Genomic DNA, 23,449 nt, shown 5'->3' on the forward strand with positions numbered 1-23,449 from the left:
GGTGTGCCTGCCCCAAGCCTCTCGAAGGAGAATCCCGCCTATGTCCTCCACCCGACGTGCCGCCGCGCTCACCACCGCGGCGGTCCTCGCACTCGGCGCGGCGACGGTGATCCCGTCCGCCGCCGCCCCTCCCTCCGGGTCCACCGCGGTCACGACGTCCGCGGTCACCCTGATCACCGGTGACGTGGTCGAAGTGACCGACGCCGGCGGCGGCAAGAAGGCCGCCACGGTCCGGCCTGCCGCCGGCCGCGAAGGCGTCTCGTTCCACACCGTCGAGGTCGACGGCGGGCTCCGCGTGCTGCCGAGCGACGCCGTACCGTTCGTGTCCTCCGGCGTCCTGGATGTGGACCTGTTCGACGTCGACGAACTGATCGCCGACGGGTACGGCACGGCCTCCAGCCTCCCGCTGATCGTCAAGGACACGCCCGGCGCCCGCGCCGCGCAGAGCCTCGCCGGTACGACGACCACGCGGCAGCTGCCCTCGATCGGCGGTCGCGCGCTGACCGCGGCGAAGGACCAACTGCCGGAGCTGTGGAAATCGCTGAAGCCGTCCGTGGGTGCCCGGTCGCTGAACAGCGGCGTCACCAAGATCTGGCTGGACGGCAAGGTCCGTCCGGTGCTCGACAAGAGCGTGCCGCAGATCGGCGCCCCGGACGCGTGGAAGGCCGGGTACGAGGGCTCCGGCGTCCAGGTCGCCGTACTGGACACCGGCGTCGACGCGACGCACCCGGATCTGGACGGCAAGGTCAAGGAGAGCCAGGACTTCTCCGGCAGTGCGACCGGCACCGAGGACCACTTCGGTCACGGCACGCACGTCGCCGCGAGCATCGCGGGCACCGGTGCGGGCGCCGGCGGTACCCGCAAGGGCGTCGCGCCGAAGGCCGACCTGCTGGTCGGCAAGGTGCTGAACGACGACGGGTACGGCTACGACTCCTGGATCATCGCCGGGATGGAGTGGGCCGCGGCCGAAGGCGCGAAGGTCGTCAACATGAGCCTCGGCGGTGGCCCCACCGACGGCACCGACCCGCTCAGCCAGGCGGTCAACGACATCACCGCCCAGACCGGCACCCTGTTCGTGGTCGCGGCCGGCAACGACGGCCAGGACGAGTCGGTCGGTACGCCGGGCGCCGCGGCGTCCGCGCTGACCGTCGGCGCCGTCGACCGCGAGGACAAGCTCGCCGACTTCTCCAGCCGCGGACCGCGGCTCGGCGACGCCGGCGTGAAGCCCGAGATCACCGCGCCCGGCGTCGGCATCATCGCCGCCCGCGCGACCGGCACGGCGATGGGCGGCCCGGTCGACGACCTCTACACCTCCGCGTCGGGTACGTCGATGGCGACACCGCACGTCGCCGGCGCGGCGGCGCTGCTCGCGCAGCAGCACCCGGACTGGAAGGCCGACCAGCTGAAGAACGCGCTGGTCAGCACCGCGAAGACGCAGCCGGACCAGACCGTGTACCAGCAGGGCTCGGGTCGGGTCGACCTGACCCGGGCGGTCGCGCAGAAGGTGACCGCCAGCGGCGTCGCCGACTTCGGCGTGGACACCGCGGACGCGGGCAGCCGGACCATCACCTACCGCAACGACTCCGCCGCCGCGGTCACGCTGAACCTCTCCGTCCAGGTCACCAACCTCGACGACAAGCAGCCCGAGACCGACGGCTTCGGCCTGCCGGCGACCGTCACGGTCCCGGCGAACGGCACCGCCGACGTACCGCTGACGCTGGACCCGGCCAAGCTCGGCCGCGGGCAGTACAGCGGCTGGATCGTCGCCACCGGCGCCGACGGCGTCGTCACCCACACCGCGGTCGGCGCGCTCCGGGCCGGCCCCAAGCACAAGGTGACGCTGCGCGCGGTCGGCCTCGACGGTCAGCCCACCGGCGTCCCGGTGATCTCGCTGTACGGCGACAACTCGCGCTCCGACGTCCTGGCCTGGATCGGGGACGGCGAGACGTTCACCGCCGAGGTCGAGGAGGGCACCTACCTGCTGCACTCGCTGGTGGAGAACTATGACCCGCAGGACGAGCAGGTCAGCCTGTTCACCGACCCGAACATCGTGGTCAGCAAGGACACCGAGATCGTCATCGACGCGCGGAAGGCGGTCCCGATCACGATCGAGACCCCGAAGCCGTCGGAACAGCAGGCGATCCTGAGCTACTACGTGCACCGTGAGTACGGCAACGGCCGGTCGATCAGCCACGGTGTCATGCACTTCAGCACCGTCAAGCAGGTCAACGTGACCCCGACGAAGCCGGTCACGGACGGCAGCTTCGAGTTCTCGTCCCGCTGGCAACTCGTCGCACCCCTGGTCCAGGCATCGGTGCAAGGGGTCCCTGGCCCCTTGGACATCAACCTGCTGCACCAGTCGCCGTCGTACGAGGGCAAGAAGCGGTTCCCGCTGGTGTACGCCGACTCGTCGCTGCAGGGCGTGAAGGGCGCTGTCGCGGTCCTGGACTCCAGCGAGGACGGCTGGGGGAACGGCAGCGAAGGGGACCAGATCGAGGCGGCCTCGAAGGCCGGTGCCGCCGCGGTGATCCTGGTCCGGCCGGCCGACTGGTCCGCGTGGACGGTCTGGCGTCCGGTCGGCGACCGCGAGCCGATCCCGGCCATGGTGACGACGTACAACGACGGTCAGAAGCTTCTCGCCCGTGCGCGTCAGGGCCGTGCCACGATCGACCTCACGCTCACCACGTCCAGCCCGTACCTGTACGACGTACAGCAGGTGTCGAGCGGGTTCATCCCGGCAAAGATCACCTACAAGGTGACGACGGCGAACAGCGCCCGGATCACCACCCGGTACGCCGACAACGGCGGGTTCAACTGGGCCAAGGAGCAGCGGTTCGGGTGGCGGCCGTGGCAGGAGTACTCGTGGAACGACTCCCAGCGTTTCGTCGAGACGCCGAAGGTCCGCGAGGAATGGGTGACGTCGGGTGACTCGCTCTGGCAGCACCGCGTGCATCACCTCTACACGTGGGACACGATGAACCCGCTGGCCGGCGGTATGACGTCCGTACCGCGCAGCTACCGGACCGGTGTGTCGGACGAGACGTGGTTCGGTCCGGTCGTACGGCCCGCGGCAGCGCCTGGTGTGCAGTCCACGCGCACCGGGGACCGGCTGTCGCTCCGCATCCCGGCGTTCGTCGACGCGGTCGGGCACTACACGATCGGTGAGACCACGAAGGCGTCGGCGACCCTGTCGCGCAACGGTCAGGTCATCGCCGACCTTCCGGACGCGTGGGAGGACGTGATCACCTCCAGCGCGGATGCGGCGTACAAACTCGACCTGTCGACCGAGCGGATCGACAGCGAGGGCGAGTGGAACTGGGGTACCCGGACGCAGACCTCCTGGGAGTTCCGCTCGGCCAAGCAGGCCGAGGACAAGGCGGTGCCGCTCGCGCTGCAGCAGATCGACTACAAGGTCCCGGTCGACCTGACCGGCCGGGTCGGCGCCCGGACGCACGTCGTCGGCCTCGAGTCGCCGCGTGCGACCGCGCTGCAGGCCTGGGCCTCGTTCGACGAGGGCAAGACCTGGACGCGGCTCGCGGTGATCGGTGCCGTCGGCCACTACCTGGCCGTGGTCCCGAACGCCCACGACACCGTGTCGCTGAAGGTCGCAGCCACCGCCCCGAACGGCGCCAAGGTCACCCAGACGGTCATCCGCGCCTACGGCGTCCGCTGACTCACACGGGCCGGCGGCGGATCCCCCTCCGCCGCCGGCCCGCGTGACCTACAGCCAGTCGCGCTTCGCGGCCTGGAAGGCCAGGCCTGTTCGGGTGTCGACGCCTGCCAGGGCCATCAGGCGGTCCAGGCGGCGTTGGACGGTTCGGCGGCTGATTCCCAGCTGATTGGCGATCGACTTGTCCGGTACGCCGCCGACCAGCAGTGAGAGCAGCAAGCGCTCGGAGTCGTCCAGCCCCTCCGACTCCTCGGCCTCCTCGGGCTGCAGGCGGACCGGTGTCCCCAGTTCCCAGTAGCTCTCGAACAGCGCCAGCAGCGCGTCCAGCAACTGGCCGCGGCTGATGATCGCGGCGGACGGCTCCCCGATGCTCTGCTCGTCGTCGCGGACCAGCGGGCAGATCGCCGTCGACCGGTCCACGATCGCGATCCGGACCGGGAGCGTCGGCACCACCCGCGCCTCCTCGCCCCAGCTGACCCCCTCCGCGATCGAGTCCAGCTCACCGGGCGTCTCGATCAGCGCGCGCTCGTAGATCGCCCGGTACCGGACGCCGCGGGACAACGCGCCGTACTCCTCGGTGTTGTCGGCGCCCTGCATCGCGAGCGGGTTCGCGCGGCAGAACCAGAGGATCTCCTCGCGGGCCGCGTTCTGCAGGTCGCGCAGCCGTTCACGAAGTGTGGTGGCGCCGACGATCACCTCGACCAGGTGGTGCGCGTCGCGTCGGCTCGCGCTGGCCCGGAACTCCTCGCTGAGCGCGGCCACGGTCTTCCGGGCCGCCTCGAGCGACTCCTGGCGCCGCAGCAGCGTCGTACCGAAAGCCACGTCCGGCGGCAACGGCCGGAACACCGGATCGTCGGCCGGCTGCACCGTCACCAGCCCCTTGGCCTGCAACCGCTGCAGCACCTCGTCGGCCTCCTGCTGCGGCAGCTTGGCGACCTCGGCAAGGTCACCGGCCCTGGCCGCCGCCAGTCCGACGAGCAGCCGGTAGGCCTGCTCCTCGCGTTCGTCCAGCAACGCACCGTCCGGCATCCACCCCACCTCCGGCCACCACCTAATCAGGCTTCGCAATCCGGAAGCGAGCGCTTTCCTATTGGCACTGTCGAGCCATGACACCCGAGTGTCATCAGAGGCTGGGTGAGCGCCCGTCACTTTCCGGTCAGAACGCCAGCGGAACTCGCCGCCGCCGAGCAACCCGCCCTGGAGAAGAGAACCGATGATGAGCTTCACCGACTACGCCGGGATCGCCGGCCTGATCGCCGCGGCCGCCGTGGCGATCTGGATGCTCCGCAATCACCGCGCGGTCGCCCCGACCGCCAGGCACCGCGGCGCACCTACTCTGCGGCTGCCACGACCGACACACCCGGAGCGCGCTTCCTCGCGCGGTAGTAGGTAAGCCCGCCGAACCCGTACATCGACAAGCCGAGCGCGGCCATCACCGCGATCACGACCCACTGCCACAGTCCGTCCTGGTAAAGCGCCAGGAACCACGACTTGGTGTCGTCGTTGCCGGTCAGTTTGAAGATCGCCGGTACGAGGGCTTGCGGGAACAACGGGATCGCCCCGAACCCGAGGCAGAAGCCGGCCAACGTACGCCGCCACCTGGGCAGCGCGTCGAGCCCCGCGGTCTTCTTGGCCTGCTCCGCGGGCGACCGGCCGTGCCTGAGCAGCGTCAGGAGCTCAGGACCCCGTACGTCGAGACGCCGGGCCGCCACGCGCCCGAAGTACCACCAAGCCAGTACGCCGGACGCGACACCGACCGGCACGCCCCACCAGCCGGTGTAGAGCGCCACGACGAGCGCCGGGGCACAGGTCGTCGCGACCAGCACGAGCATCACGTAGACGATGCCCATCGTCTCGCCCTCGTTCTCACCCGAGTTGAGCGGGTTTCCGGACCGCTTGTGCGCATCGGTCGTCGGCACGGCGGCGTACACCGAGCACGCCACCACCAGACCGGCCGCACCGCCGAGCAGAGCGGGTAGCACGCTGAGAACCAAGGGCCATGCACTGGTCACGCCCGACCACCACGTCAGCACCACAGTGATCAGCAGCGTCGACGGCCCGAAGACGAGCAGGAACGCCCGCTGCCGCGCCCGTACGTCCGGCCGGCTGGAGCCGGGCGTCATCAGCGTGGTCCAGAACGCCGTACCGTCAGCGCCGTACAAGTTGGCAGCCATCGAACCTGCCATCACCACTGCGGCCGGACCGGCCCACGGCAGCATCGATTTCACCCCGATCGCCAACGGCATCAGGCAGAAGAACAGCCCGTAGGCGATCGCAAAGACGGCCCGGTGCCCGTACAGCAGGTCACGCGTCCACGACCGCAGCTCTTTGGCAGCCGCAGCCCCTTCGGGAGACCTGGCCGCCAGCAACCGCCTCGGCTTCCGGCCGGTGAGGCTGACCGTCGTACGTCGTACCAGCAGGGCAGACCACGCCACGAGCATCGCCAGCGCGAGCACCGCCAGGCCAAGAAGCAGCCCAACTGCCTGCAGCCATTCGCCCCGACCAGCAGACTCCACCGCCACGAGACCCCACCCCGACGGAGCGATCCGCGCAGCCGTCGCGAACGCACCCTGTACGTCGGTCGACACGAAGGCGACGATCAGCGCCCACCCCTGCGCGGCGAACGCCAGGATGAACGCGTTGACCAGCGCCGCGATCACCGCACCGGCCCGCACCTGCAACAGCACGCCGTACACCGCAACAGCCAGACGCGACGCCAGGACGAAGCAGAGCAACTGCAGCACCAGTGCAGGCACAGCAACGAGTCCAGCAACGACACCGCCGCTCGCAACCACCAGGCTGAGCAGGGCGATCAGGCTGATGGCCGGTGCGACACCAGCCAGCGCGGCCACCAGCAATCCGGTGGAGAGCGTGTGCGGAGGCAGCGGCATCATCGTGAAGTACTCGGGCTTGAGCGTCTCGTCGCCGCCACCGGCGAAGAGCGGACCGACCACCCACCCGAGCATCCACAGGCCGAGTACGACGACCAGGGTGTCCTGATCGCCCCGCGCCGCCACCCAGAGCGTGCCGCCCGCGAGCGCCAGGCCGACGAACCCGCCGGTGACGATCCACGAGCGCCGGAACTGGTCCTCGAGCGCGCGCCGGAACGCAGCCAGCCGCATCCGCACCAGTGTGCGGGACGTCCCGTACGTCAGTGCGAGAGCCACGTCAGCCCCTCGGCACCCCGGGTCGACGCACCGACGAGCGACACGAAGGCGTCCTCCAGACTGCCGCCGGCCTGCACCTCCGCGACGGTGCCCGCGGCAACGACCTTCCCGTCGGCGACCACCGCGACGCGGTCACACAGCTGCTCGACCAGCGCCATCACGTGGCTCGACATCACCACCGACCCGCCGCCCGCGACGAACCGGTGCAGGATGGTCCGGATGGTCGCCGCCGACACCGGGTCGACGGCCTCGAACGGCTCGTCCAGCATCAGCAGCCGCGGCGCGTGCAGCAACGCGACCGCCAGGCCGAGCTTCTTCCGCATCCCGGTCGAGTAGCCGATCACCTGCTTGTCGTCCTCATGGTCGAGCTCGAGCACCTCCAGCAGCTCACCGGCCCGCGCATTCACCTCGTCCTCCGGCAGTCCACGCAGCAGGCCGAGGTACGTCAGGACCTCCCGCCCGGTCAGCCGCTCCGGCATGCCGAGCCCGTCGGGCAGCACACCGACCAGCGCCTTGGCGCGCGTCGGCTCCTGCCACACATCCACCCCGAAGATCCGCGCGGTACCGCCGTCCGGCCGCAACAACCCGACCGCCATCGACAGCGACGTCGTCTTGCCGGCCCCGTTCGGCCCCAGCACCCCGAAGAACGACCCGGCCGGCACCGTCAGACTCACCCCGTCGACGGCCCGCTGCTCCCCGAACACCTTGGCGAGCCCCACGAGCTCCAGCGCTTCCTCCATGCCGGCACTCTGACAGCAGCCGGCCTCACCAGCCGTCCGCCCGAGGACCGACACGACGTCTCATCCGGCCGTCGGACATCCGCTCTCTGGCAGACCCGGGCCGCAGAAGACTATGGTGAATGTGCTGAAGGGTGCCCTGGACCCCGGTACCGAGTTGTCCGGTCCGGGGAGGCGCGTGCTCACATGGCGACGCCGATGAAGAAGCCGGCTGTCCTGTGGGACGCCGGCGCTCTCGAAGCCGACGCTCTGTCGCGCGTCCGGCTGGACTCGCTGCTGCAGGAGCTGATCGGCCGCGTCGACGAGATCCTGGACGCCCAGGAGCGCCTGCGTGAACTGCTGGACGCCGTGGTCGGCCTCGGCGCCGACCTGGATCTCACCAGCACGCTCAAGCGCATCGTCGGAGCCGCGTGCACGCTGGCCAAGGCCAGGTACGGCGCGCTCGGTGTGATCGGCCCGGACGGGCGGACCCTGTCCCGGTTAGTCACCTTCGGCGTCGGCACGGACGAGATCGCCGCGATCGGGCCGTACCCGCAAGGGCACGGGATCCTCGGTCTGCTCATCGAGCGCCCGGAGCCGGTGCGGCTCAAGAACCTGACCCAGCACCCGCGCTCGTCCGGCTTCCCGGCCGGTCACCCCCCGATGCGCAGCTTCCTCGGCGTCCCGATCCGCAGCCGCGGCCGCACCTACGGACAGCTCTACCTGACCGAGAAGACCGACGGCTCGGACTTCTCGGAGAACGACGAAAGCACCGTCCTCGCGCTGGCCACGGCGGCCGGCGCGGTGATCGACAACGCGCGCCTCTACACCGATGCCGACCGCCGTCAACGCTGGCACGAGGCCACCGCGCAGATCATCCACGTCCTGCTCGACGACGCCGATCCCGAGGACACCCTGCGGCTGATCGTGCGGAAGGCCCGGGAGGTTTCGTGCTCGCTGGTCGGAGCGATCCTGGTGACCGAGGACGACGACCTGATCGTCAGGGCGCTCGACGGCCCGTCGTCCTTCGGTCACTACGTGGGCCGGCGACTGCCGGGCACCGCCTCGGCGATCGCGAGCATGTTGAACGGCAAGGACCGCACCGTGATCGACGACCTGGCGCAGGTGATCGCGGACCGTGGCCGGTTGCCGCTGCTGCCCGAGGTCAAGGAACTCGGGCGCACGATCATCGCGCCGCTCCCGGCGGGCAGCGACCACGCCGGCGGCTTCCTGGTGGTCGCGGCCGCCCAGGGCGACGTGCTCGGCGTCACGCCGGGCACCGACCTGCTGACGATGTTCGCGAACCAGACCACCCTGGCGCTCGACCGCGCGGTCGCCCAGGCGGACCGCTCGATGCTGACCGTGCTCGCGGATCGCGACCGGCTGGCCAAGGACCTGCACGCCTCGGTCGTCGACCGGCTCTTCGGCATCGGGCTCCAACTCCAGGGCCTGCAGCGGTTGCTCCCGCCGGCGGAGGCCGAAGAGGTCGCGCGCTCGGTCGACGACATCGACCTGACCATCCGCGAAGTGCGGGACACGATCTTCGAACAACGCCACGCGACCGGCCGCGGCTCGCTGCGGTCCGCGGTCGAGGCGCTCGTCGACGAGTACGCGGCCGCGCTCGGGTTCCGGCCTGTCTGTACCGTCCGGGGGACGCTCGACGTCGGTGTCCCGCCCGAGACCGGCCGGCACCTGCTGGCGGTCCTCAGGGAAGCGCTGTCCAACGTCGTTCGTCATGCCCGCGCCGCGACCGTACAGATCGACGTCGAGGTCACCGCCACGCTCGTCACCTTGCGGGTCGCCGACGACGGCGTCGGTATCGGCAACGGCGTCCGGCGCAGCGGACTGCGCAACCTCCGGGATCGGGCCGCTGCCCTGGGCGGCTCGCTCGAACTCGGCCCCAACGGGGCACGCGGCACGGTCCTCGAACTCCGCGCTCCGCTCACCCATTGGCCGGCTGGAGAGTGACATCGCTCTCGCCGGAGCGCCCGGCAACGAAAAAGTCCCGGTCGACTCGACCGGGACTTTCGTTGTGCGCGAGGGGGGAGTTGAACCCCCACGCCCTTTCGGGCACACGGACCTGAACCGTGCGCGTCTGCCTATTCCGCCACCCGCGCGCTGCCGCCTGAGATGATCTCCTGGCGACGAGGAGAAACAGTAGCACGGGTTCTACCGGAGCTTCACATTGCGGGTTGGGTCGAACCTCCCGATACGATCGATCGTCGTACCCGGTGTGTCCGCCGTGCCGGTGGACGACGTCCGACGTACCGACCATGGAGGAGGAGGCGTGCGACCGCTGCAGCGCTTCGAGCGACGACTGGAAGGCATTGTGAGCGGTGTCTTCGCGCGCGCTTTCAAGGGTGACGTCGAGCCGATCGAGCTGGCGGCCGCCCTCAAGCGTGAGATCGACAACACCGCGCGGATCCTGTCCCGGGACCGCCGGCTGGTGCCGAACCACTTCACCATCGAGCTGGGCCCGGACGACTTCGAGCGGCTGAACGCGTACGGCCGGACCCTCAACCACGAGCTCGCCAACGAGCTGCGGGACCACGCCGACATCCAGCGCTACACGTTCTCCGGGCCGATCGACATCGAGCTGGTCCAGCAGGATGAGCTGCCGACCGGTAAGTTCCGGGTGGTCAGCGCCACGGTCGGGACGCCCCAGCGGCGCCCGTCCTACGAGCCCCAGCCCTACCAGCAGGAGCCCTACGTGCCGCCGAACGAGCCGGTCGTGCAGACCCCGCCGCCGCCGCAGCAGTACCAGCAGCCCCCGCAGCAGCCGGCCCCGCGCCGCGGTGGGCACCCGCAGGTCATGCTCGAGGTGAACGGCCGCCGCCGCCCGGTCAACCCGCCCGGCGTGGTGCTCGGCCGCGGTACCGACGCGGACATCCAGATCAACGACCCGGGCGTTTCCCGCCGGCACGCCGAGATCCGCCTGATGCCGGAAGGCCCGGGCGGTATCCGCGTCGTGCTGGTCGACCTCGGATCCACCAACGGCACCCTGGTGAACGGCCGCCGGAGCACCGAGGCCGAGCTCGTCGACGGTTCGACGGTCCGGATCGGCAACACGACCATGACGCTGCGTCTCGCGGACGAGCCGATGGCCCAGCCGCCGAGCAGCGGGTGGTGACTGACCTTCCATGTCGGAACTGACCCTGACCCTGATCAAACTGGGGTTCCTGGCCCTGTTGTGGATGTTCGTCCTCGCGGTGCTGTCCGTGATCAGGTCCGACCTGTTCGGCGCGAAGGTGGACAGCCGCGCCGCCGCTGCCGTCGTACCGCAGACCTCCCGGACGCCGAAGCCCGCGAAACCGGCCAAGAAGCGCAAGGGTCTGCCCGGCTCGCTGAGCATCGCGGACGGCCCGCAGGCCGGGGTCGGCGCGTCGCTCGCCGACGAGCCGGTGATCATCGGCCGGGGTTCGGACTGTCAGATCCGCCTGGACGACGACTACTCTTCCACCCGGCACGCCCGTGTCTTCCAGTCCGACGGCCAGTGGTGGGTCGAGGACCTCGGCTCCACCAACGGCACGTACCTGGACGGCCAGCGAGTCACCCGCCCGGTCCCGGCCGAGATCGGCGGTTCGATCCGGATCGGCCGGACGACGCTGAACATCGCGAAGTAGGCCTGCCTCGATGACCCTGTCGCTCGACTACGCAACCCTCTCCGACGTCGGACGGGTGCGCCGCAACAACGAGGACTCGGCGTACGCCGGTCCGCACCTGCTGCTGCTCGCCGACGGGATGGGCGGTGCGGCGGCCGGTGAGGTGGCCAGCGCGGCGGCGGTCCAGGTGATCCGGCGGCTGGACACCGCGGAGATCAGCGGCGAGGACATGATCGAGGCGCTGGCCGGCGCCGTGCACCGGGCCAACGAGCGGCTGTCCGAGCTGGTCGAGGAGGACCCGGAGCGCGAGGGCATGGGCTCGACCGTGACCGCGCTGATGTTCGACGGCAAGCAGCTCGGCCTGGCGCACTTGGGCGACTCCCGGGCGTATCGCCTGCGGGACGGTCAGCTCTACCAGCTCAGCCACGACCACACCTTCGTACAGTCGCTGGTCGACGAGGGCCGGATCTCCCAGGAGGAGGCCTTCAGCCACCCGCACCGGAACCTGATCCTGCGCGTCCTCGACGGCCGCCCGGACTCCGACCCGGACCTGGAGATCCTCGACGTCCAGGCCGGCGACCGGCTGATGCTGTGCAGCGACGGCCTGCCCGACTACGTGAGCGACGAGGTGATCGCCACCTCGATGGCCTCCGGTACGCCTGACTCGGTCGTCGTCGAGCTGATCACGCACGCGCTCGAGGCCGGCTCGAACGACAACGTCACCTGCGTCGTCGCGGACGTCGTCGAGACCGAGCCCGCGAGCGGTGCCCGGCCGCAGCTGGTCGGCGCGGCCGCCGAGCTGGCGCAGGGCAGCACGGGTCGCGGTGAGCCGACGACCGCGGTCCGCGCCGGCGGCGGTCACGGCCACGGCGGCGGTCACGGCGGTCACGGCACGGCTCTCGACCCGGAGGAGCTGCGGTACGCGCCGCGGCCCCCGAAGCGGTTCCCGTGGCTGCGGCGGATCGCCGTGCTGGTCGTGATCCTCGGCCTGATCGGCGGCGGCGCCTGGTTCGCGTACAGCTGGACCCAGAAGCAGTACTACGTCGGCACGGACGGCGACTACGTGGCGATCTTCAAGGGCGTCGAGGCGGACCTGCCCGGCCTGTCGCTGTCGAAGGTGTACGAGCGGCAGGCGCTGCAGGTCGACAAGCTCCCGACGTACAGCCGGGAGCAGGTGGAGGGCAACATCCAGGCGGACAACCTGGCCGGTGCGCGGTCGATCGTCGCCGAGCTGCAGCACACCGCGGCGGAGTGCGCCGCCAAGGTCAAGCCGACGCCGACCCCCAAGCCCTCGACCACGCCGGCGAAGCCCCCGGTCTCCACGCCGGTCTCGAAACCGCCCGTCTCGAAGCCGCCGGTCTCCTCGCCGCCCCCGTCGACGGCCCCGACCGGTACGGCGTCCCCGAGCACGCCGGTCGACCCCGACGACTGCGACGGGGTCCGATGAGCATCGCGTCCACCTCAGTCATCCAGATCATCCCGCGGACCAGACGCGGGGTGGAGCTGCTGCTGCTCGTGATCGCTATCGCGGTCTCGGTCGGCGCCTACGTGAACATCGGCGTCACCGTGCAGAACACCGTCCCGGCGAGCACCGGGTACTACGCCGCCGGGATCGGGCTGCTCGCCCTGATCGCGCACCTCGCCCTGCGGTACCGGGCGCCGTACGCCGATCCGGTGCTGCTGCCCTGCGCCGTGCTGCTGAACGGCCTCGGCGTCGCGATGATCCACCGCATCGACCTCGGCCTGGCCATCGTCGCCGAGGCGCGCGGGAACACGCCCAAGGCGGCCGCGGCGCCGCAGCAGATCACCTGGACCGCGGTCGGCATCGTGCTGTTCCTGGTCGTCATCCTCGTGATCAGGGATCACCGCCGGCTGCAGGCGCTGACCTACACCGCCGGCCTGGCCGGTCTGGTGCTCCTGGTGCTGCCGCTGATCCCGGGCCTCGGCGTGAACCTGAACGGCGCCCGGATCTGGATCCGGCTGGCCGGCATGTCCTTCCAGCCCGGTGAGTTCGCGAAGATCTGCCTGGTCGTGTTCTTCGCCGGTTACCTGGTGGTGAAACGCGACGTCCTCACGCTGGCGGGGCACCGGTTCCTCGGGCTCGACCTGCCGCGGGCCCGCGACCTCGGGCCGATCGGCATCGCCTGGGCGGTCAGCCTGGGCGTGCTGGTGTTCGAGAGCGACCTTGGTTCGTCGCTGCTGTTCTTCGGCCTGTTCCTGTTCCTGCTGTACGTGTCCACCGAGCGGGCCGGCTGGCTGATCATCGGTGGCCTGCTGTTCGCCGGCGGCGCCTTCTTCGCCTACACGACCTTCGGTCACGTGCACCGCCGAGTCACCGACTGGCTCGACCCGTGGGCGATCGACGGCGGTCAGGTGAAGCTCGGGCTGATGGGCCAGGCCTGGGGCGGCATCCTCGGCCGTGGCCTCGGGCAGGGCCACCCGGAGGCGACGCTGTACTCGCAGAGCGACATGATCATCTCCTCGTTCGCCGAGGAGCTCGGGCTGACCGGCCTGATCGCGATCCTGCTGGTCTACACGCTGATCATCGAGCGCGGCCTGCGCACGGCCCTCGGGTGCCGGGACATCTTCGGCAAGCTGATCGCGACCGGTCTGGCGATGTCGTTCGCGCTGCAGGTGTTCGTGATCGTCGGCGGCGTCACCGGGCTGATCCCGCTGACCGGTCTGGCCACCCCGTTCATGGCCCTCGGCGGTACGTCGCTGGTCGCCAACTGGGCGATCATCGCGCTGCTGCTGCGGATCAGCGACCAGGCCCGGCGGCCGCAGACCCCGGCCGCTCCCGTGTCCGACGAAACGATCGCAATGGCGGTGCAGAAGCAGTGAACTCGGCGATCCGACGACTGGCCGTGGCGGCGATGATCCTGATGCTCGCGCTGATGGCGAACTCGACGTACCTGCAGGCGTTCCGGGCGAACGAGATCAACGGCCGCAACGACAACAACCGGGTCCGGGACTCGCAGTTCTCGGTGAACCGCGGCCCGATCCTGATCGGCAGTACGCCGGTCGCGCAGAGCAAGCCGTCCGACGACCGGTTCAAATACCAGCGCACGTACGCCAGCGGCCCGGTCTACGCGCCGGTGACCGGGTTCTACTCGTACCTGTTCGGCCGCGGCGGCATCGAGCTGACGATGAACGCCGAGCTGAACGGGTCGGACCCGTCGATGGCGTTCCGCCGGATCATCGACGTGATCAGCAACCGGCCGCAGCAGGGCGGCAGCGTGACCTTGACGCTGAACGCCGCGGCCCAGCAGGCGGCGTACAGCGGTCTGGCCGGGAAGACCGGCGCGGTGGTGGCGATCGAGCCGAAGACCGGGCGGATCCTGGCGATGGCGAGCCGCCCGTCATACGACCCGAACCAGCTCGCGTCCCACGACAGCGAGAAGGTCGGCGCGGCCTGGAAGAACCTGAACGCCGACAAGGACAAGCCGCTGTCGAACCGCGCGGTGCAGGAGCTGTATCCGCCGGGGTCGACGTTCAAGCTGGTGACCGCGGCGGCCGCGCTGTCCAGCGGCAAGTACACGCCGGAGAGCAAGGTGAACTCGCCGGCCGAGCTGCCGCTGCCGCAGACCACGGTCCCGCTGGTGAACGAGGACGGCAAGAACTGCGGCGGCAGCAACAACGCGACCCTCACGATCGCGCTGCGGTATTCCTGCAACACCGCGTTCGGCACCGTCGGTATGGACCTCGGCCCGGACGCGCTGCGCGAGCAGGCCGCGAAGTTCGGCTTCGGCGCCCGGCCGCTGACCGAGCTGCCGAGCGTGGCCACCAGCCAGTTCCCCGGCGACCCGAACGAGCCGCAGACCGCGCAGTCCGCGATCGGCCAGTTCGACGTCCGGGCCACCCCGCTGCAGATGGCGATGGTGGCGGCCGGGATCGCGAACAAGGGCGAGGTGATGAAGCCGTACCTGGTCCAGAACGTGAAGACCCCGGACCTGAAGACGGTGTCCGAGACCAAGCCGGAGTCCTTGCACCAGGCGATCACCCCGCAGGTCGCGTCGCAGCTGACGGCGATGATGGTCGACGTCGTCGCCAACGGCACCGGCAAGCCGGGCGCGATCAGCGGCGTGCAGGTGGCCGGCAAGACCGGTACGGCGCAGACCTCGAAGGACCGCCCGCCGTTCGCGTGGTTCACCGCTTTCGCGCCCGCCGACGATCCGAAGATCGCGGTCGCGGTGCTGATCGAGAAGGCCGACGTCGCGCGCGACGACGTGGCCGGCGGCCGGCTGGCCGCGCCGATCGCCAAGAAGGTGATGGAGGCGGTGCTGAGCCAATGAGCACCATACGGAATGATGCGATCACAGCGCGTCTTTCCAACGGGGATCCGCGTGTGGCGGCCGCTACCGTGGGCAAGTTGAGTGTGGTTTTCGTGTCTAACGCAGACAGGTTGGAAGGCTGAGGTCATGACATCGCAGGCACGTCTCGTCGGCGGCCGGTACGAAGAAGGCGAACCGCTCGGCCGCGGCGGCATGGCCGAGGTCCGCAAGGGTGTCGACAACCGGCTCGGCCGGAGCGTCGCGATCAAGCGGCTGCGGATCGACCTGGCCAGCGACGCCACCTTCCAGGCCAGGTTCCGCCGCGAGGCGCAGTCGGCCGCATCACTCAACCACCCGACGATCGTCTCGGTCTACGACACCGGCGAGGAGCCGGACCCGAACGGCTCCGGCGTCACCATTCCGTACATCGTGATGGAACTGGTCACCGGCAAGACGCTACGAGACCTGATCCGCGAAGGCCGCAAGATCATGCCCGAGCGGGCGCTGGAGATCACCTCCGGTGTGCTCGAGGCACTCGACTACAGCCACCGGGCCGGCATCGTGCACCGCGACATCAAGCCCGGGAACGTGATGCTGACCCCGCAGGGCCAGGTCAAGGTGATGGACTTCGGTATCGCCCGCGCGGTCGCCGACACGTCCTCCACGATGACCCAGACCGCGGCCGTGATCGGCACCGCGCAGTACCTGTCCCCGGAGCAGGCCCGCGGTGAGACCGTGGACGCCCGCTCCGACCTGTACTCCACCGGCTGTCTGCTGTACGAACTGCTCACCGGCCGGCCGCCGTTCGTCGGCGAGTCGCCGGTCTCGGTGGCCTACCAGCACGTCCGCGAGCAGCCGCTGCCGCCGTCGTCGTTCGACCCCGACATCCCGCCGGAGGTCGACGCGGTCGTCCTGAAGGCGCTCGCGAAGAACCGCGAGGAGCGGTACCAGAGCGCCTCGGAGATGCGCGCCGACATCCACCGGGTGCTGGCCGGCCAGCAGGTGACCGCGCCGATGGCGGCGGTCGCGGAGACCCGGTCGATGGCCCCCACCGCGCTGGCGGCGACGGCCGCGACCCAGCAGTACCGGCAGACCGCCGCGAACGACCTGCTGCCCCCGGACGGCGACGACCTGGACGAGGAGCTGGACTCGGGCTCCCGCCGCAACCGCGGCCTGGCGTACTTCCTGCTGGGTCTCGCGATCGTCGCGGTCGCCGTCGGCGCGTACGCCCTGTTCTCGAACATGAACAAGAACGACACCGCCGGCGGTGGTACGACGGCCACGCCGCCGGCCAAGGTCGCCGTACCCGATCTGAAGCTCAAGTCGCTGGCCGACGCGACCGCGTTGCTCGAGCAGCAGGGCCTGAAGATCTCGTCCACATCGGAGAAGAGCGACACGGTCGGGCGGGGACTCATCATCCGGCAAACGCCGCAGGGCGGGACCGAGGCGGAGCAGGGCTCGACCGTCAACGTCGTGGTGTCGGCGGGCCAGACCGCGTTCTCGGTGCCGGACGTGATCGGCTTGTCGGAGTCGAAGGCGCGCAACGCGCTCGAGGACGCCAAGGGCCAGTTCAAGGTCAAGGACAAGGCGATCGAGCAGGACAGCGAGGAGAAGAAGGGCACCGTCATCGCCGTCAGCCCGGATCCGACGGCGCAGTACCCGTCGGGTCAGGAGTTCACCCTGACGATCTCCAGCGGCAAGACCGAGGTCGACGTACCGAACGTCGTCACCCAGACGTACGACGACGCGAAGCTGACCCTCGAGAAGGCCGGCTTCCAGGTCGGGTACACCTTCGGCAACGACCAGAACGCCCCCGAGGGGACCGTGCTGCAGCAGTCCGTCAAGGCGGGCAGCAAGGCCGCGAAGGGCTCGCTGATCACGCTGACGGTGAACAAGCTGCAGGAGCAGCCCACCAACACGCCGCCGCCGAGCAACACGGAGACGCCTCCGCCGTCCGGGCCGACGACGCCCGGCATCACGATCGGCGGCTGAGACGACAGAACCCCCGGAGCGGTCGCTCCGGGGGTTCTTCGGTTACGGGTGGTTCAGCTGACGACCGGGGCCAGGCCCGCGGAGCGGGCGACCGCGCCCTCGTCGCCGCAGATCTCGAGCCAGTTGGCGAGCATCCGGTGGCCACCCTCGGTCAGCACGGACTCCGGGTGGAACTGCACACCCTCCACGGGGTAGTCGCGGTGCCGGGCCGCCATGATCACGCCGGCCTCGGTCCGCGCGGTCACCTGAAGCTCGTTCGGCACGCTGTCCTGCGCGATCGCCAGCGAGTGGTACCGGGTCGCGGTGAACGGCGACGGGAGACCCGACAGCACGCCGGCGCCCTCGTGGAACACCTGGCTGGTCTTCCCGTGCAGCAGCTCGTCCGCGCGGCCGACGACGCCGCCGTACGCGACACCGATCGCCTGCAGGCCGAGGCACACGCCGAAGATCGGGACCTCGCTGCCCTTCTCCTTCACGATGTCGACGCAGGCGCCGGCCTCTTCCGGCGTACCAGGGCCGGGGGAGAGCAGCACACCGTCGTACTCGCCGACCTGGTCAGGGGTGACTTCGTCGTTGCGCAGCACCGTGGTGTCGGCCTGCAGTTGCTGCAGGTACTGCACCAGGTTGTAGACGAAGGAGTCGTAGTTGTCGACGACAAGGATCCGCGGCATGCGGACCATTGTGACAGCTATCGGCCCGAGGCCGTGGGACTGGCCGACGGGGTGCGGTCGAAGCCCGGGACCGTGGCGCTCTGCAGGTCCAGCGTGCCCTCGTAGGCCGGCATCGAGATCGACGACTCGTTCTTCACGTCGTACCCGAGCTGGAACTTCACCACGTAGTCCTGCAGGTTCTCGATGTACTGCGAGTCGTCGAGCGCCTTCTGCAGCTTCCGCCGGTCCCCGATCGCGGTGATCTTGTACGGCGGGAGGTACGGGACGCCGTGCAGGACGACGGAGTTGCCGACGCACTTGATCCCGGTGGTGGAGATGACCCGGTGGTTCTGGATCGAGATCGCGTCCGCGCCGCCGGCCCAGAGCGCGTTCACCACGGCCTGGATGTCCTGCTGGTGGATCACCAGCCAGTCGGCGTCGACGTCCGGGTTCTCCTTGACCACCTCAGACGGCGCGTCCTTCAGCGTCACGGTCAGCCCCGGCCCGGTGACCGGCGTCGTGCCGACGGCGTCGGACAGGTCCTTGAGCTGCTTGGCCAGCGCCGGGTCGATCGAGCCCTGCTGCGCCTGCAGCTTCTCGATGTCCTGAGTCAGCGCCGCGTGCTGGCGGACCAGGCTGGCGCTGCGGCGGCTCTGTTCCTCCACAAGGCCCGCGAGCGTAGTGTTACGGCTGGGTCGCAGGTCGGTGCCCCGGGCGTTGGTGGCGCTGGTCGCGAACAGCAGACCGGCGCACAACAGCGCCAGTGGCGCGCCCGCGCGCCACAATGAAATCCGCCTCAACCTACGCACCCGTGATCTCCACATTGCTCTCTGCACTACGCTAACCCGGAACCGGGCCCCAAAAGGTCCGCAGCGGTCAGCTTATGCGTCCTTACAAGGAGTTCAGTCGTGCCCGAGTCGAGCAGTCGCAACAAGAAGAAGACCGAGAAGGTCAAGGCGGAGAAGACGCCGAAGAAGCCGCGCACCACCAGCCGCGTGTGGGTCGCGCCGCTGATGCTGGCCTGCTGGCTGCTCGGACTCGCCTGGCTGGTCGTCTTCTATGTGGCCGGCCAGGACATCCCGGTGATGGACGGCCTGGGCAACTGGAACCTGCTGATCGGCATGGGCCTGATCGCGGTCGGCTTCGTCGTCTCCACCCAGTGGGTCTGACCCGCCGCTGACCGACCTCTGCAACGGACCTCAGCCGGCGACCGGGCGCACCCGGCCGAGGTCCGGACCGAGTCAAGTAAGGCAAGGCTTGCCTTAGGCTGCCTGGGATCTCGGGAGTTATCCACACCCGTATCCCCAGTTGTGCACACCGATTCGGGCGAGTTGTCCCCAGCTCAGTCCTTACTTCTCCACCGATTCCACCGAAAACCGCCCCGAATCTGTGGATAAGTCAGGTTTAGCGACCCCAGTTTCCACACCGTTCAGATGGCCGGCCCCAGTTGTCCACCGTCGCGATCCTGCCGACGCTCGCCGCTCACGCCAGGCGGGCGTACCGTCGAAATGCCAAGTAGCGGCCTGAGAGACGGGGAGGGTCTCACATGTTCGTTCAGGTCATTCAGGGGCAGGTCACCGACGCCGACCAGGCGCACCAAGCGATGGATCGGTGGATGGAAGAACTGGCGCCCGAGGCATCCGGCTGGCTGGGGACCACGGCCGGTGTCACCGCGGACGGCAAGTTCATCGCGCTGGCTCGTTTCGACTCCGCCGACGCCGCGCGGCGGAACAGCGACAGCCCGGCGCAGGACAAGTGGTGGCACGAGTTCACGTCGCTGCTCAGCGACGGCAATGCCACCTTCCACGACACGGAGGACGTCGTACTGGACGTGCACGGGAATCCGGACTCGGCCGGCTTCGTGCAGGTCATGCAGGGCGCCGGCAGCAACCCGGAGCGCGCGCGGGAAGTGATGGGGCAGCACCGCGACGAATGGGCCGCGTTCCGGCCCGAGATCCTCGGCAGCGAGGTCGCCATGTACGACGACGGCGACTACACGATGGCGATGTACTTCACCACCGAGGCCGAGGCCCGCGCCGGTGAGCGCAAGGAGGTACCGCCGGAGCTGCAGGCGGACATGGACGAGATGAACAGTCTCGCCGCCGGCCCGCCGATGTTCTACGACATCGAGCATCCCTGGCTGTACTCGCCCAGGTAACCAGCCACGACCCTCTGGAGGCGGCCGGTCGCGGCCGCCTCCACTTCTACGTAGAGCTATACGTAGACATCTGCGTACCCATGTGCGTATAGTTCTACGTAGGAGGAGACAAGCGATGCCGAACAAGACGATCTACGTGTCCGACGACGACCTGCCGCTGTACAAGCGGGCCCAGGAGCTCGCCGGCAACCTGTCCTCGGCGATCTCGATCGCACTGCGCAGGTACGTCGAGATGGAAGAGGGCCGGCTCGAGGGGTACGACGAGATCACCGTGCGGGTGGGCCGGGGCACCGGCCGCAAGCAACGGTTCTCCGGCGTGCTGCTCGCCGAAGGCGGCCGGTCGAGCAAGGACGGCTACGAGGCCTTCAAGGTCTACCGCAGCCGGACCGGCAAGTTCGTCCTGCACGCGGACCGCCGCAGCCAGTTCAAGCAGAACGCCGACGACGAGCGCTACCTGACCGGGTGGCGCTCCTGGGTCGGCAACTGGAGCACCGACCAGTCCTGGAGCATGGCGCAGGGTGAGGCCACCCTGCACGTCGTGGACACGGTCGAGGAGCTCCGCGCCCTGATCCCGGAGGACCTCTACACCCTCGTCGAGGAGGCCGCCGAGCAGCCGGCGGTCGAGGATCTCGACATCTAACTGAACCCCGCACCAGCACCGGAGCCCCGTCGCGGGCGCCCGGGTGGTCAGGCACGCCCGAATCCTCCCTCAGCAGACCCGTCAACCGTCCCGGGTCAGGTTCCCCCTGCCCGAAACCACCGAGGATCCCTCATGTCAGCAGCGATCGACGTCCGCGGACTGCGCAAGTCCTACGGCGAGAAACTCGTGCTCGACGGCATCGACCTGAACGTTGCCGAAGGCACCATCTTTTCTCTGCTCGGCCCGAACGGTGCCGGCAAGACCACCGCGGTCCAGATCCTGTCCACCCTGAGCACGGCCGACGCCGGCGAGATCCGGGTGGCCGGCCACGACCTGCACCAGGAGCCGGACGCGGTCCGCGCAGCGATCGGCGTGACCGGCCAGTTCTCCGCGGTCGACGGCCTGATGACCGGCCGCGAGAACCTGATCCTGATGGGCGACCTGCACCACCTCGGCAAGCAGGAGGCCCGCAGCCGGGCGGACGAGCTGCTCGAACGGTTCGACCTCGCCGACGCCGGCAAGAAGCTCGCGTCGACCTACTCGGGCGGTATGAAGCGCCGGCTCGACCTGGCCATGACGCTGGTCGGCCGGCCGCGGATCATCTTCCTCGACGAGCCGACCACGGGTCTCGACCCGCGCAGCCGGCACCGCATGTGGACGCTGATCCGCGAGCTCGTCGCCGGCGGCGTCACGGTCCTGCTCACCACGCAGTACCTCGAGGAGGCCGACCAGTTGGCCGACCGGGTCGCGGTGCTCGACCACGGGCGGCTGGTCGCCCAAGGGACGCCGGAGGAGCTGAAGCGGCTCGCACCGGGCGGACACATCCGGCTGCGGTTCACGTCGCCCGAGGAGTTCACGCTCGCGGGCCGGGCGCTGCCGACCGCCGTACCGAACCACGAAGCACTGGTCCTGCAGGTGCCGAACGACGGCAGCGTGCACGCGTTGCGCGACCTGCTGGCCCGGATCGACGACTCGTCGCTCGAGGTCGACGAACTGACTGTCCACACCCCCGACCTCGACGACGTGTTCTTCGCCGTCACCGGTCAGCCCGCTCCGAAGGAAGTGACGGCGAAATGAGTTACGCACTGAACGACACGGCGACGATGCTGCGCCGCAACCTCCGGCACGCCCAGCGCTACCCCGGCCTGTCGCTCGGCGCCCTGGGGATGCCGGTGATCATGATCCTGCTGTTCGGCCTGGTGTTCGGCGACACGTTCGCGGCCGGCCTCGGCGGGGCCGGCGGCGACTTCGACTACATCGACTTCCTCACGCCCGGCATCCTGCTGATGTCGATCGCGTCCGGGACCATGTCGCCCGCGGTCGCCGTCTGCATGGACATGTCCGAGGGCATCGTGGCCCGGTTCCGGACGATGGCGATCTTCCGGCCGGCCGTGCTGACCGGGCACGTGCTCGCCAACGTGCTGGTGACGAGCGTCAGCCTGACCCTGGTGGTCGGCTTCGCGGTCCTGATCGGCTTCCGGCCGAACGCCTCGCTCGGCGACTGGCTGCTGGCCGCCGTACTGCTGATCGGCCTCACCATCGGCCTGACCTGGTTCGCGATCGCGCTCGGCCTGACCAGCAAGACGCCGGAGGGCGCGAGCAACGTCGTGCTGCCGATCAGCCTGCTGCTGCCGTTCCTGAGCAACACGTTCATCCCGCTGGAGGCGATGCCGAGCGGTATCCGCTGGTTCGCCGAGTACCAGCCGTTCACGCCGATCATCGACACGTTGCGGCACCTGCTGCTCGGGACGCCGATGGACGGCAGCAGCGGCTGGCTCTCCGCGGCCTGGTGCGTGGCGATCGCGGTAGTCGGGTACTTCTGGGCCCAGTCGAGCTACAACAAGGGGACCGTCGCCTAGGACTGTGCGCCCAGCAGCTTCGCGCGGGTGCGGACGTGGGCGGGGACCGGAAGGTCGCAGTCGGGGTTGGTGTCCGGATCGCCGGCCACGACACGGAGCGGGAGCACGCCTGTCCAGTACGGCAGGTCGAGGTCCTGCTCCTCGTCGTTGGCGGGCCCCGAGCGCGTCTTCACCGAGGCCTCGGTGAGCGACAGCGCGAGCACCGAGGTCTGGGCCAGTTCCTTGCGGTTCGGCGGCCGGACCTCGAGCGAACGCCCGGGGACGAGGTGCTCGACGATCCGGTTGAGCCCGTGCAGCTTCTCCTCCGGATCGGTGACGAGACGCGGAATGCCGAAGATGACAGCGGACCGGTAGTTCACCGAGTGGTGGAACGCGGACCTCGCCAGCACCAGCCCGTCGGTGTGCGTCACCGTCGCACAGACGGTCTGCAGCGGGGCCGCGACCACGCTCCTGGCCGCGACCGAGCCGTGCAGGTACATCTCGCCGTCCGGCCCGCGGTCCAGGTCCACGCCGTACGCCGTTGGCAGCACCAGCGGATCGCAGTCCACGATGACGCCGAGGTGGCAGAACATGCCGTCGAGCAGTACGTCGTGCAGCGCCTGGCGATCGGTGGCGGCGCGTTCTTTCGAGCGACGCAGGGAGGTCCGGGCGGTTGGCTGCAAAGCGGTCATAAGACCAGAGTCGGTGTGCAGTGGCATGGTGGCACGGGCCATTCCGCGACGAA

General features: G+C 69.7%; 19 protein-coding genes and 1 tRNA gene. 13 read left to right on the forward strand and 7 right to left on the reverse strand.

Annotated elements, in window-relative coordinates:
* The first annotated feature begins 40 nt into the window (after positions 1-40).
* Positions 41-3,673 carry a S8 family serine peptidase gene (locus tag AB0I12_RS27355; protein WP_359934796.1) on the forward strand — a complete coding sequence of 1,211 codons (3,633 nt, stop codon included), beginning with the start codon at positions 41-43 and terminating at the stop codon, positions 3,671-3,673.
* 48 nt (positions 3,674-3,721) lie between these two features.
* On the opposite strand, the gene AB0I12_RS27360 is transcribed toward AB0I12_RS27355, so the two are convergent.
* The 3 genes from AB0I12_RS27360 to AB0I12_RS27370 form a co-directional block, all read right to left on the reverse strand.
* Complete coding sequence (locus AB0I12_RS27360; RefSeq protein WP_359934798.1) at positions 3,722-4,699, reverse strand: helix-turn-helix domain-containing protein; 978 nt, start codon at positions 4,697-4,699, stop codon at positions 3,722-3,724.
* 302 nt (positions 4,700-5,001) lie between these two features.
* Positions 5,002-6,837 carry a hypothetical protein gene (locus AB0I12_RS27365; RefSeq protein ID WP_359934800.1) on the reverse strand — a complete coding sequence of 612 codons (1,836 nt, stop codon included), beginning with the start codon at positions 6,835-6,837 and terminating at the stop codon, positions 5,002-5,004.
* Positions 6,822-7,577, reverse strand: a complete 756-nt coding sequence (locus AB0I12_RS27370; RefSeq protein WP_359934802.1) for an ABC transporter ATP-binding protein — start codon at positions 7,575-7,577, stop codon at positions 6,822-6,824. The genes AB0I12_RS27365 and AB0I12_RS27370 overlap by 16 nt, the downstream gene beginning before the upstream one ends.
* 183 nt (positions 7,578-7,760) lie before the next feature.
* On the opposite strand from AB0I12_RS27370, the gene AB0I12_RS27375 reads away from it, so the two are divergent.
* Positions 7,761-9,521 carry a GAF domain-containing protein gene (locus AB0I12_RS27375; RefSeq protein ID WP_359934804.1) on the forward strand — a complete coding sequence of 587 codons (1,761 nt, stop codon included), beginning with the start codon at positions 7,761-7,763 and terminating at the stop codon, positions 9,519-9,521.
* Positions 9,522-9,586: 65 nt separating this feature from the next.
* Here AB0I12_RS27375 and AB0I12_RS27380 read toward each other — a convergent pair.
* Positions 9,587-9,670, reverse strand: a tRNA-Leu gene (locus tag AB0I12_RS27380).
* A 170-nt stretch (positions 9,671-9,840) separates the two neighbouring features.
* On the opposite strand from AB0I12_RS27380, the gene AB0I12_RS27385 reads away from it, so the two are divergent.
* The 6 genes from AB0I12_RS27385 (at position 9,841) to pknB (ending at position 17,418) form a co-directional block, all read left to right on the forward strand.
* Entirely contained in the window at positions 9,841-10,683 is an 843-nt protein-coding gene (locus AB0I12_RS27385) for a DUF3662 and FHA domain-containing protein (protein WP_359934806.1), read from the forward strand.
* A gap of 10 nt (positions 10,684-10,693) precedes the next feature.
* Positions 10,694-11,176 carry an FHA domain-containing protein gene (locus AB0I12_RS27390; RefSeq protein ID WP_359934808.1) on the forward strand — a complete coding sequence of 161 codons (483 nt, stop codon included), beginning with the start codon at positions 10,694-10,696 and terminating at the stop codon, positions 11,174-11,176.
* 10 nt (positions 11,177-11,186) lie between these two features.
* Positions 11,187-12,602 carry a protein phosphatase 2C domain-containing protein gene (locus tag AB0I12_RS27395; RefSeq protein WP_359934810.1) on the forward strand — a complete coding sequence of 472 codons (1,416 nt, stop codon included), beginning with the start codon at positions 11,187-11,189 and terminating at the stop codon, positions 12,600-12,602.
* Positions 12,599-13,996, forward strand: coding sequence for an FtsW/RodA/SpoVE family cell cycle protein (locus AB0I12_RS27400; RefSeq protein ID WP_359934812.1), 1,398 nt, complete (start codon positions 12,599-12,601; stop codon positions 13,994-13,996). The genes AB0I12_RS27395 and AB0I12_RS27400 overlap by 4 nt, the downstream gene beginning before the upstream one ends.
* On the forward strand, positions 13,993-15,447 hold the full coding sequence (locus AB0I12_RS27405; RefSeq protein ID WP_359934814.1) for a penicillin-binding transpeptidase domain-containing protein: 1,455 nt from the start codon (positions 13,993-13,995) through the stop codon (positions 15,445-15,447). Before AB0I12_RS27400 ends, AB0I12_RS27405 begins: the two co-directional genes overlap by 4 nt.
* 126 nt (positions 15,448-15,573) lie before the next feature.
* Entirely contained in the window at positions 15,574-17,418 is a 1,845-nt protein-coding gene (pknB, locus tag AB0I12_RS27410; RefSeq protein ID WP_359934816.1) for a Stk1 family PASTA domain-containing Ser/Thr kinase, read from the forward strand.
* Positions 17,419-17,471: 53 nt separating this feature from the next.
* On the opposite strand, the gene AB0I12_RS27415 is transcribed toward pknB, so the two are convergent.
* A complete protein-coding gene (locus AB0I12_RS27415; protein ID WP_359934818.1) occupies positions 17,472-18,089 on the reverse strand; it encodes an aminodeoxychorismate/anthranilate synthase component II in 618 nt (205 codons plus the stop codon).
* A gap of 17 nt (positions 18,090-18,106) precedes the next feature.
* Entirely contained in the window at positions 18,107-18,877 is a 771-nt protein-coding gene (locus AB0I12_RS27420; protein WP_359934820.1) for a DUF881 domain-containing protein, read from the reverse strand.
* A gap of 99 nt (positions 18,878-18,976) precedes the next feature.
* Here AB0I12_RS27420 and AB0I12_RS27425 point away from each other — a divergent pair, with 99 nt between their 5' ends.
* The 5 genes from AB0I12_RS27425 (at position 18,977) to AB0I12_RS27445 (ending at position 22,725) form a co-directional block, all read left to right on the forward strand.
* Positions 18,977-19,237, forward strand: coding sequence for a cell division protein CrgA (locus AB0I12_RS27425; RefSeq protein WP_359934821.1), 261 nt, complete (start codon positions 18,977-18,979; stop codon positions 19,235-19,237).
* Positions 19,238-19,614: 377 nt separating this feature from the next.
* The gene (locus AB0I12_RS27430) at positions 19,615-20,226 is read left to right on the forward strand and encodes a hypothetical protein (protein WP_359934822.1); all 612 of its coding nucleotides are present in this window, start codon (positions 19,615-19,617) and stop codon (positions 20,224-20,226) included.
* A gap of 115 nt (positions 20,227-20,341) precedes the next feature.
* Complete coding sequence (locus AB0I12_RS27435) at positions 20,342-20,866, forward strand: EXLDI protein (protein ID WP_355693597.1); 525 nt, start codon at positions 20,342-20,344, stop codon at positions 20,864-20,866.
* 132 nt (positions 20,867-20,998) lie between these two features.
* A complete protein-coding gene (locus AB0I12_RS27440) occupies positions 20,999-21,943 on the forward strand; it encodes an ATP-binding cassette domain-containing protein (protein ID WP_359934823.1) in 945 nt (314 codons plus the stop codon).
* The gene (locus tag AB0I12_RS27445; RefSeq protein ID WP_359934824.1) at positions 21,940-22,725 is read left to right on the forward strand and encodes an ABC transporter permease; all 786 of its coding nucleotides are present in this window, start codon (positions 21,940-21,942) and stop codon (positions 22,723-22,725) included. The genes AB0I12_RS27440 and AB0I12_RS27445 overlap by 4 nt, the downstream gene beginning before the upstream one ends.
* Here the strand turns inward: AB0I12_RS27445 and AB0I12_RS27450 are convergent.
* Positions 22,722-23,396 carry a pyridoxamine 5'-phosphate oxidase family protein gene (locus tag AB0I12_RS27450; RefSeq protein WP_359934825.1) on the reverse strand — a complete coding sequence of 225 codons (675 nt, stop codon included), beginning with the start codon at positions 23,394-23,396 and terminating at the stop codon, positions 22,722-22,724. The two genes, AB0I12_RS27445 and AB0I12_RS27450, sit on opposite strands and share 4 nt — an antisense overlap.
* Positions 23,397-23,449: the final 53 nt, after the last annotated feature.

The sequence above is a fragment of the Kribbella sp. NPDC050459 genome, from assembly GCF_040655315.1.
GTDB lineage: Bacteria > Actinomycetota > Actinomycetes > Propionibacteriales > Kribbellaceae > Kribbella.

Bases quoted from the DNA above. Each gene is read 5' to 3' on its own strand.
- pknB (WP_359934816.1), top strand. From the start codon at position 15,574: ATGACATCGCAGGCACGTCTCGTCGGCGGCCGGTACGAAGAAGGCGAA.
- AB0I12_RS27370 (WP_359934802.1), bottom strand. From the start codon at position 7,577: ATGGAGGAAGCGCTGGAGCTCGTGGGGCTCGCCAAGGTGTTCGGGGAG.
- AB0I12_RS27430 (WP_359934822.1), top strand. From the start codon at position 19,615: ATGTTCGTTCAGGTCATTCAGGGGCAGGTCACCGACGCCGACCAGGCG.
- AB0I12_RS27450 (WP_359934825.1), bottom strand. From the start codon at position 23,396: ATGACCGCTTTGCAGCCAACCGCCCGGACCTCCCTGCGTCGCTCGAAA.
- AB0I12_RS27400 (WP_359934812.1), top strand. From the start codon at position 12,599: ATGAGCATCGCGTCCACCTCAGTCATCCAGATCATCCCGCGGACCAGA.
- AB0I12_RS27375 (WP_359934804.1), top strand. From the start codon at position 7,761: ATGGCGACGCCGATGAAGAAGCCGGCTGTCCTGTGGGACGCCGGCGCT.
- AB0I12_RS27435 (WP_355693597.1), top strand. From the start codon at position 20,342: ATGCCGAACAAGACGATCTACGTGTCCGACGACGACCTGCCGCTGTAC.
- AB0I12_RS27415 (WP_359934818.1), bottom strand. From the start codon at position 18,089: ATGCCGCGGATCCTTGTCGTCGACAACTACGACTCCTTCGTCTACAAC.
- AB0I12_RS27390 (WP_359934808.1), top strand. From the start codon at position 10,694: ATGTCGGAACTGACCCTGACCCTGATCAAACTGGGGTTCCTGGCCCTG.
- AB0I12_RS27445 (WP_359934824.1), top strand. From the start codon at position 21,940: ATGAGTTACGCACTGAACGACACGGCGACGATGCTGCGCCGCAACCTC.
- AB0I12_RS27360 (WP_359934798.1), bottom strand. From the start codon at position 4,699: ATGCCGGACGGTGCGTTGCTGGACGAACGCGAGGAGCAGGCCTACCGG.
- AB0I12_RS27355 (WP_359934796.1), top strand. From the start codon at position 41: ATGTCCTCCACCCGACGTGCCGCCGCGCTCACCACCGCGGCGGTCCTC.
- AB0I12_RS27440 (WP_359934823.1), top strand. From the start codon at position 20,999: ATGTCAGCAGCGATCGACGTCCGCGGACTGCGCAAGTCCTACGGCGAG.
- AB0I12_RS27395 (WP_359934810.1), top strand. From the start codon at position 11,187: ATGACCCTGTCGCTCGACTACGCAACCCTCTCCGACGTCGGACGGGTG.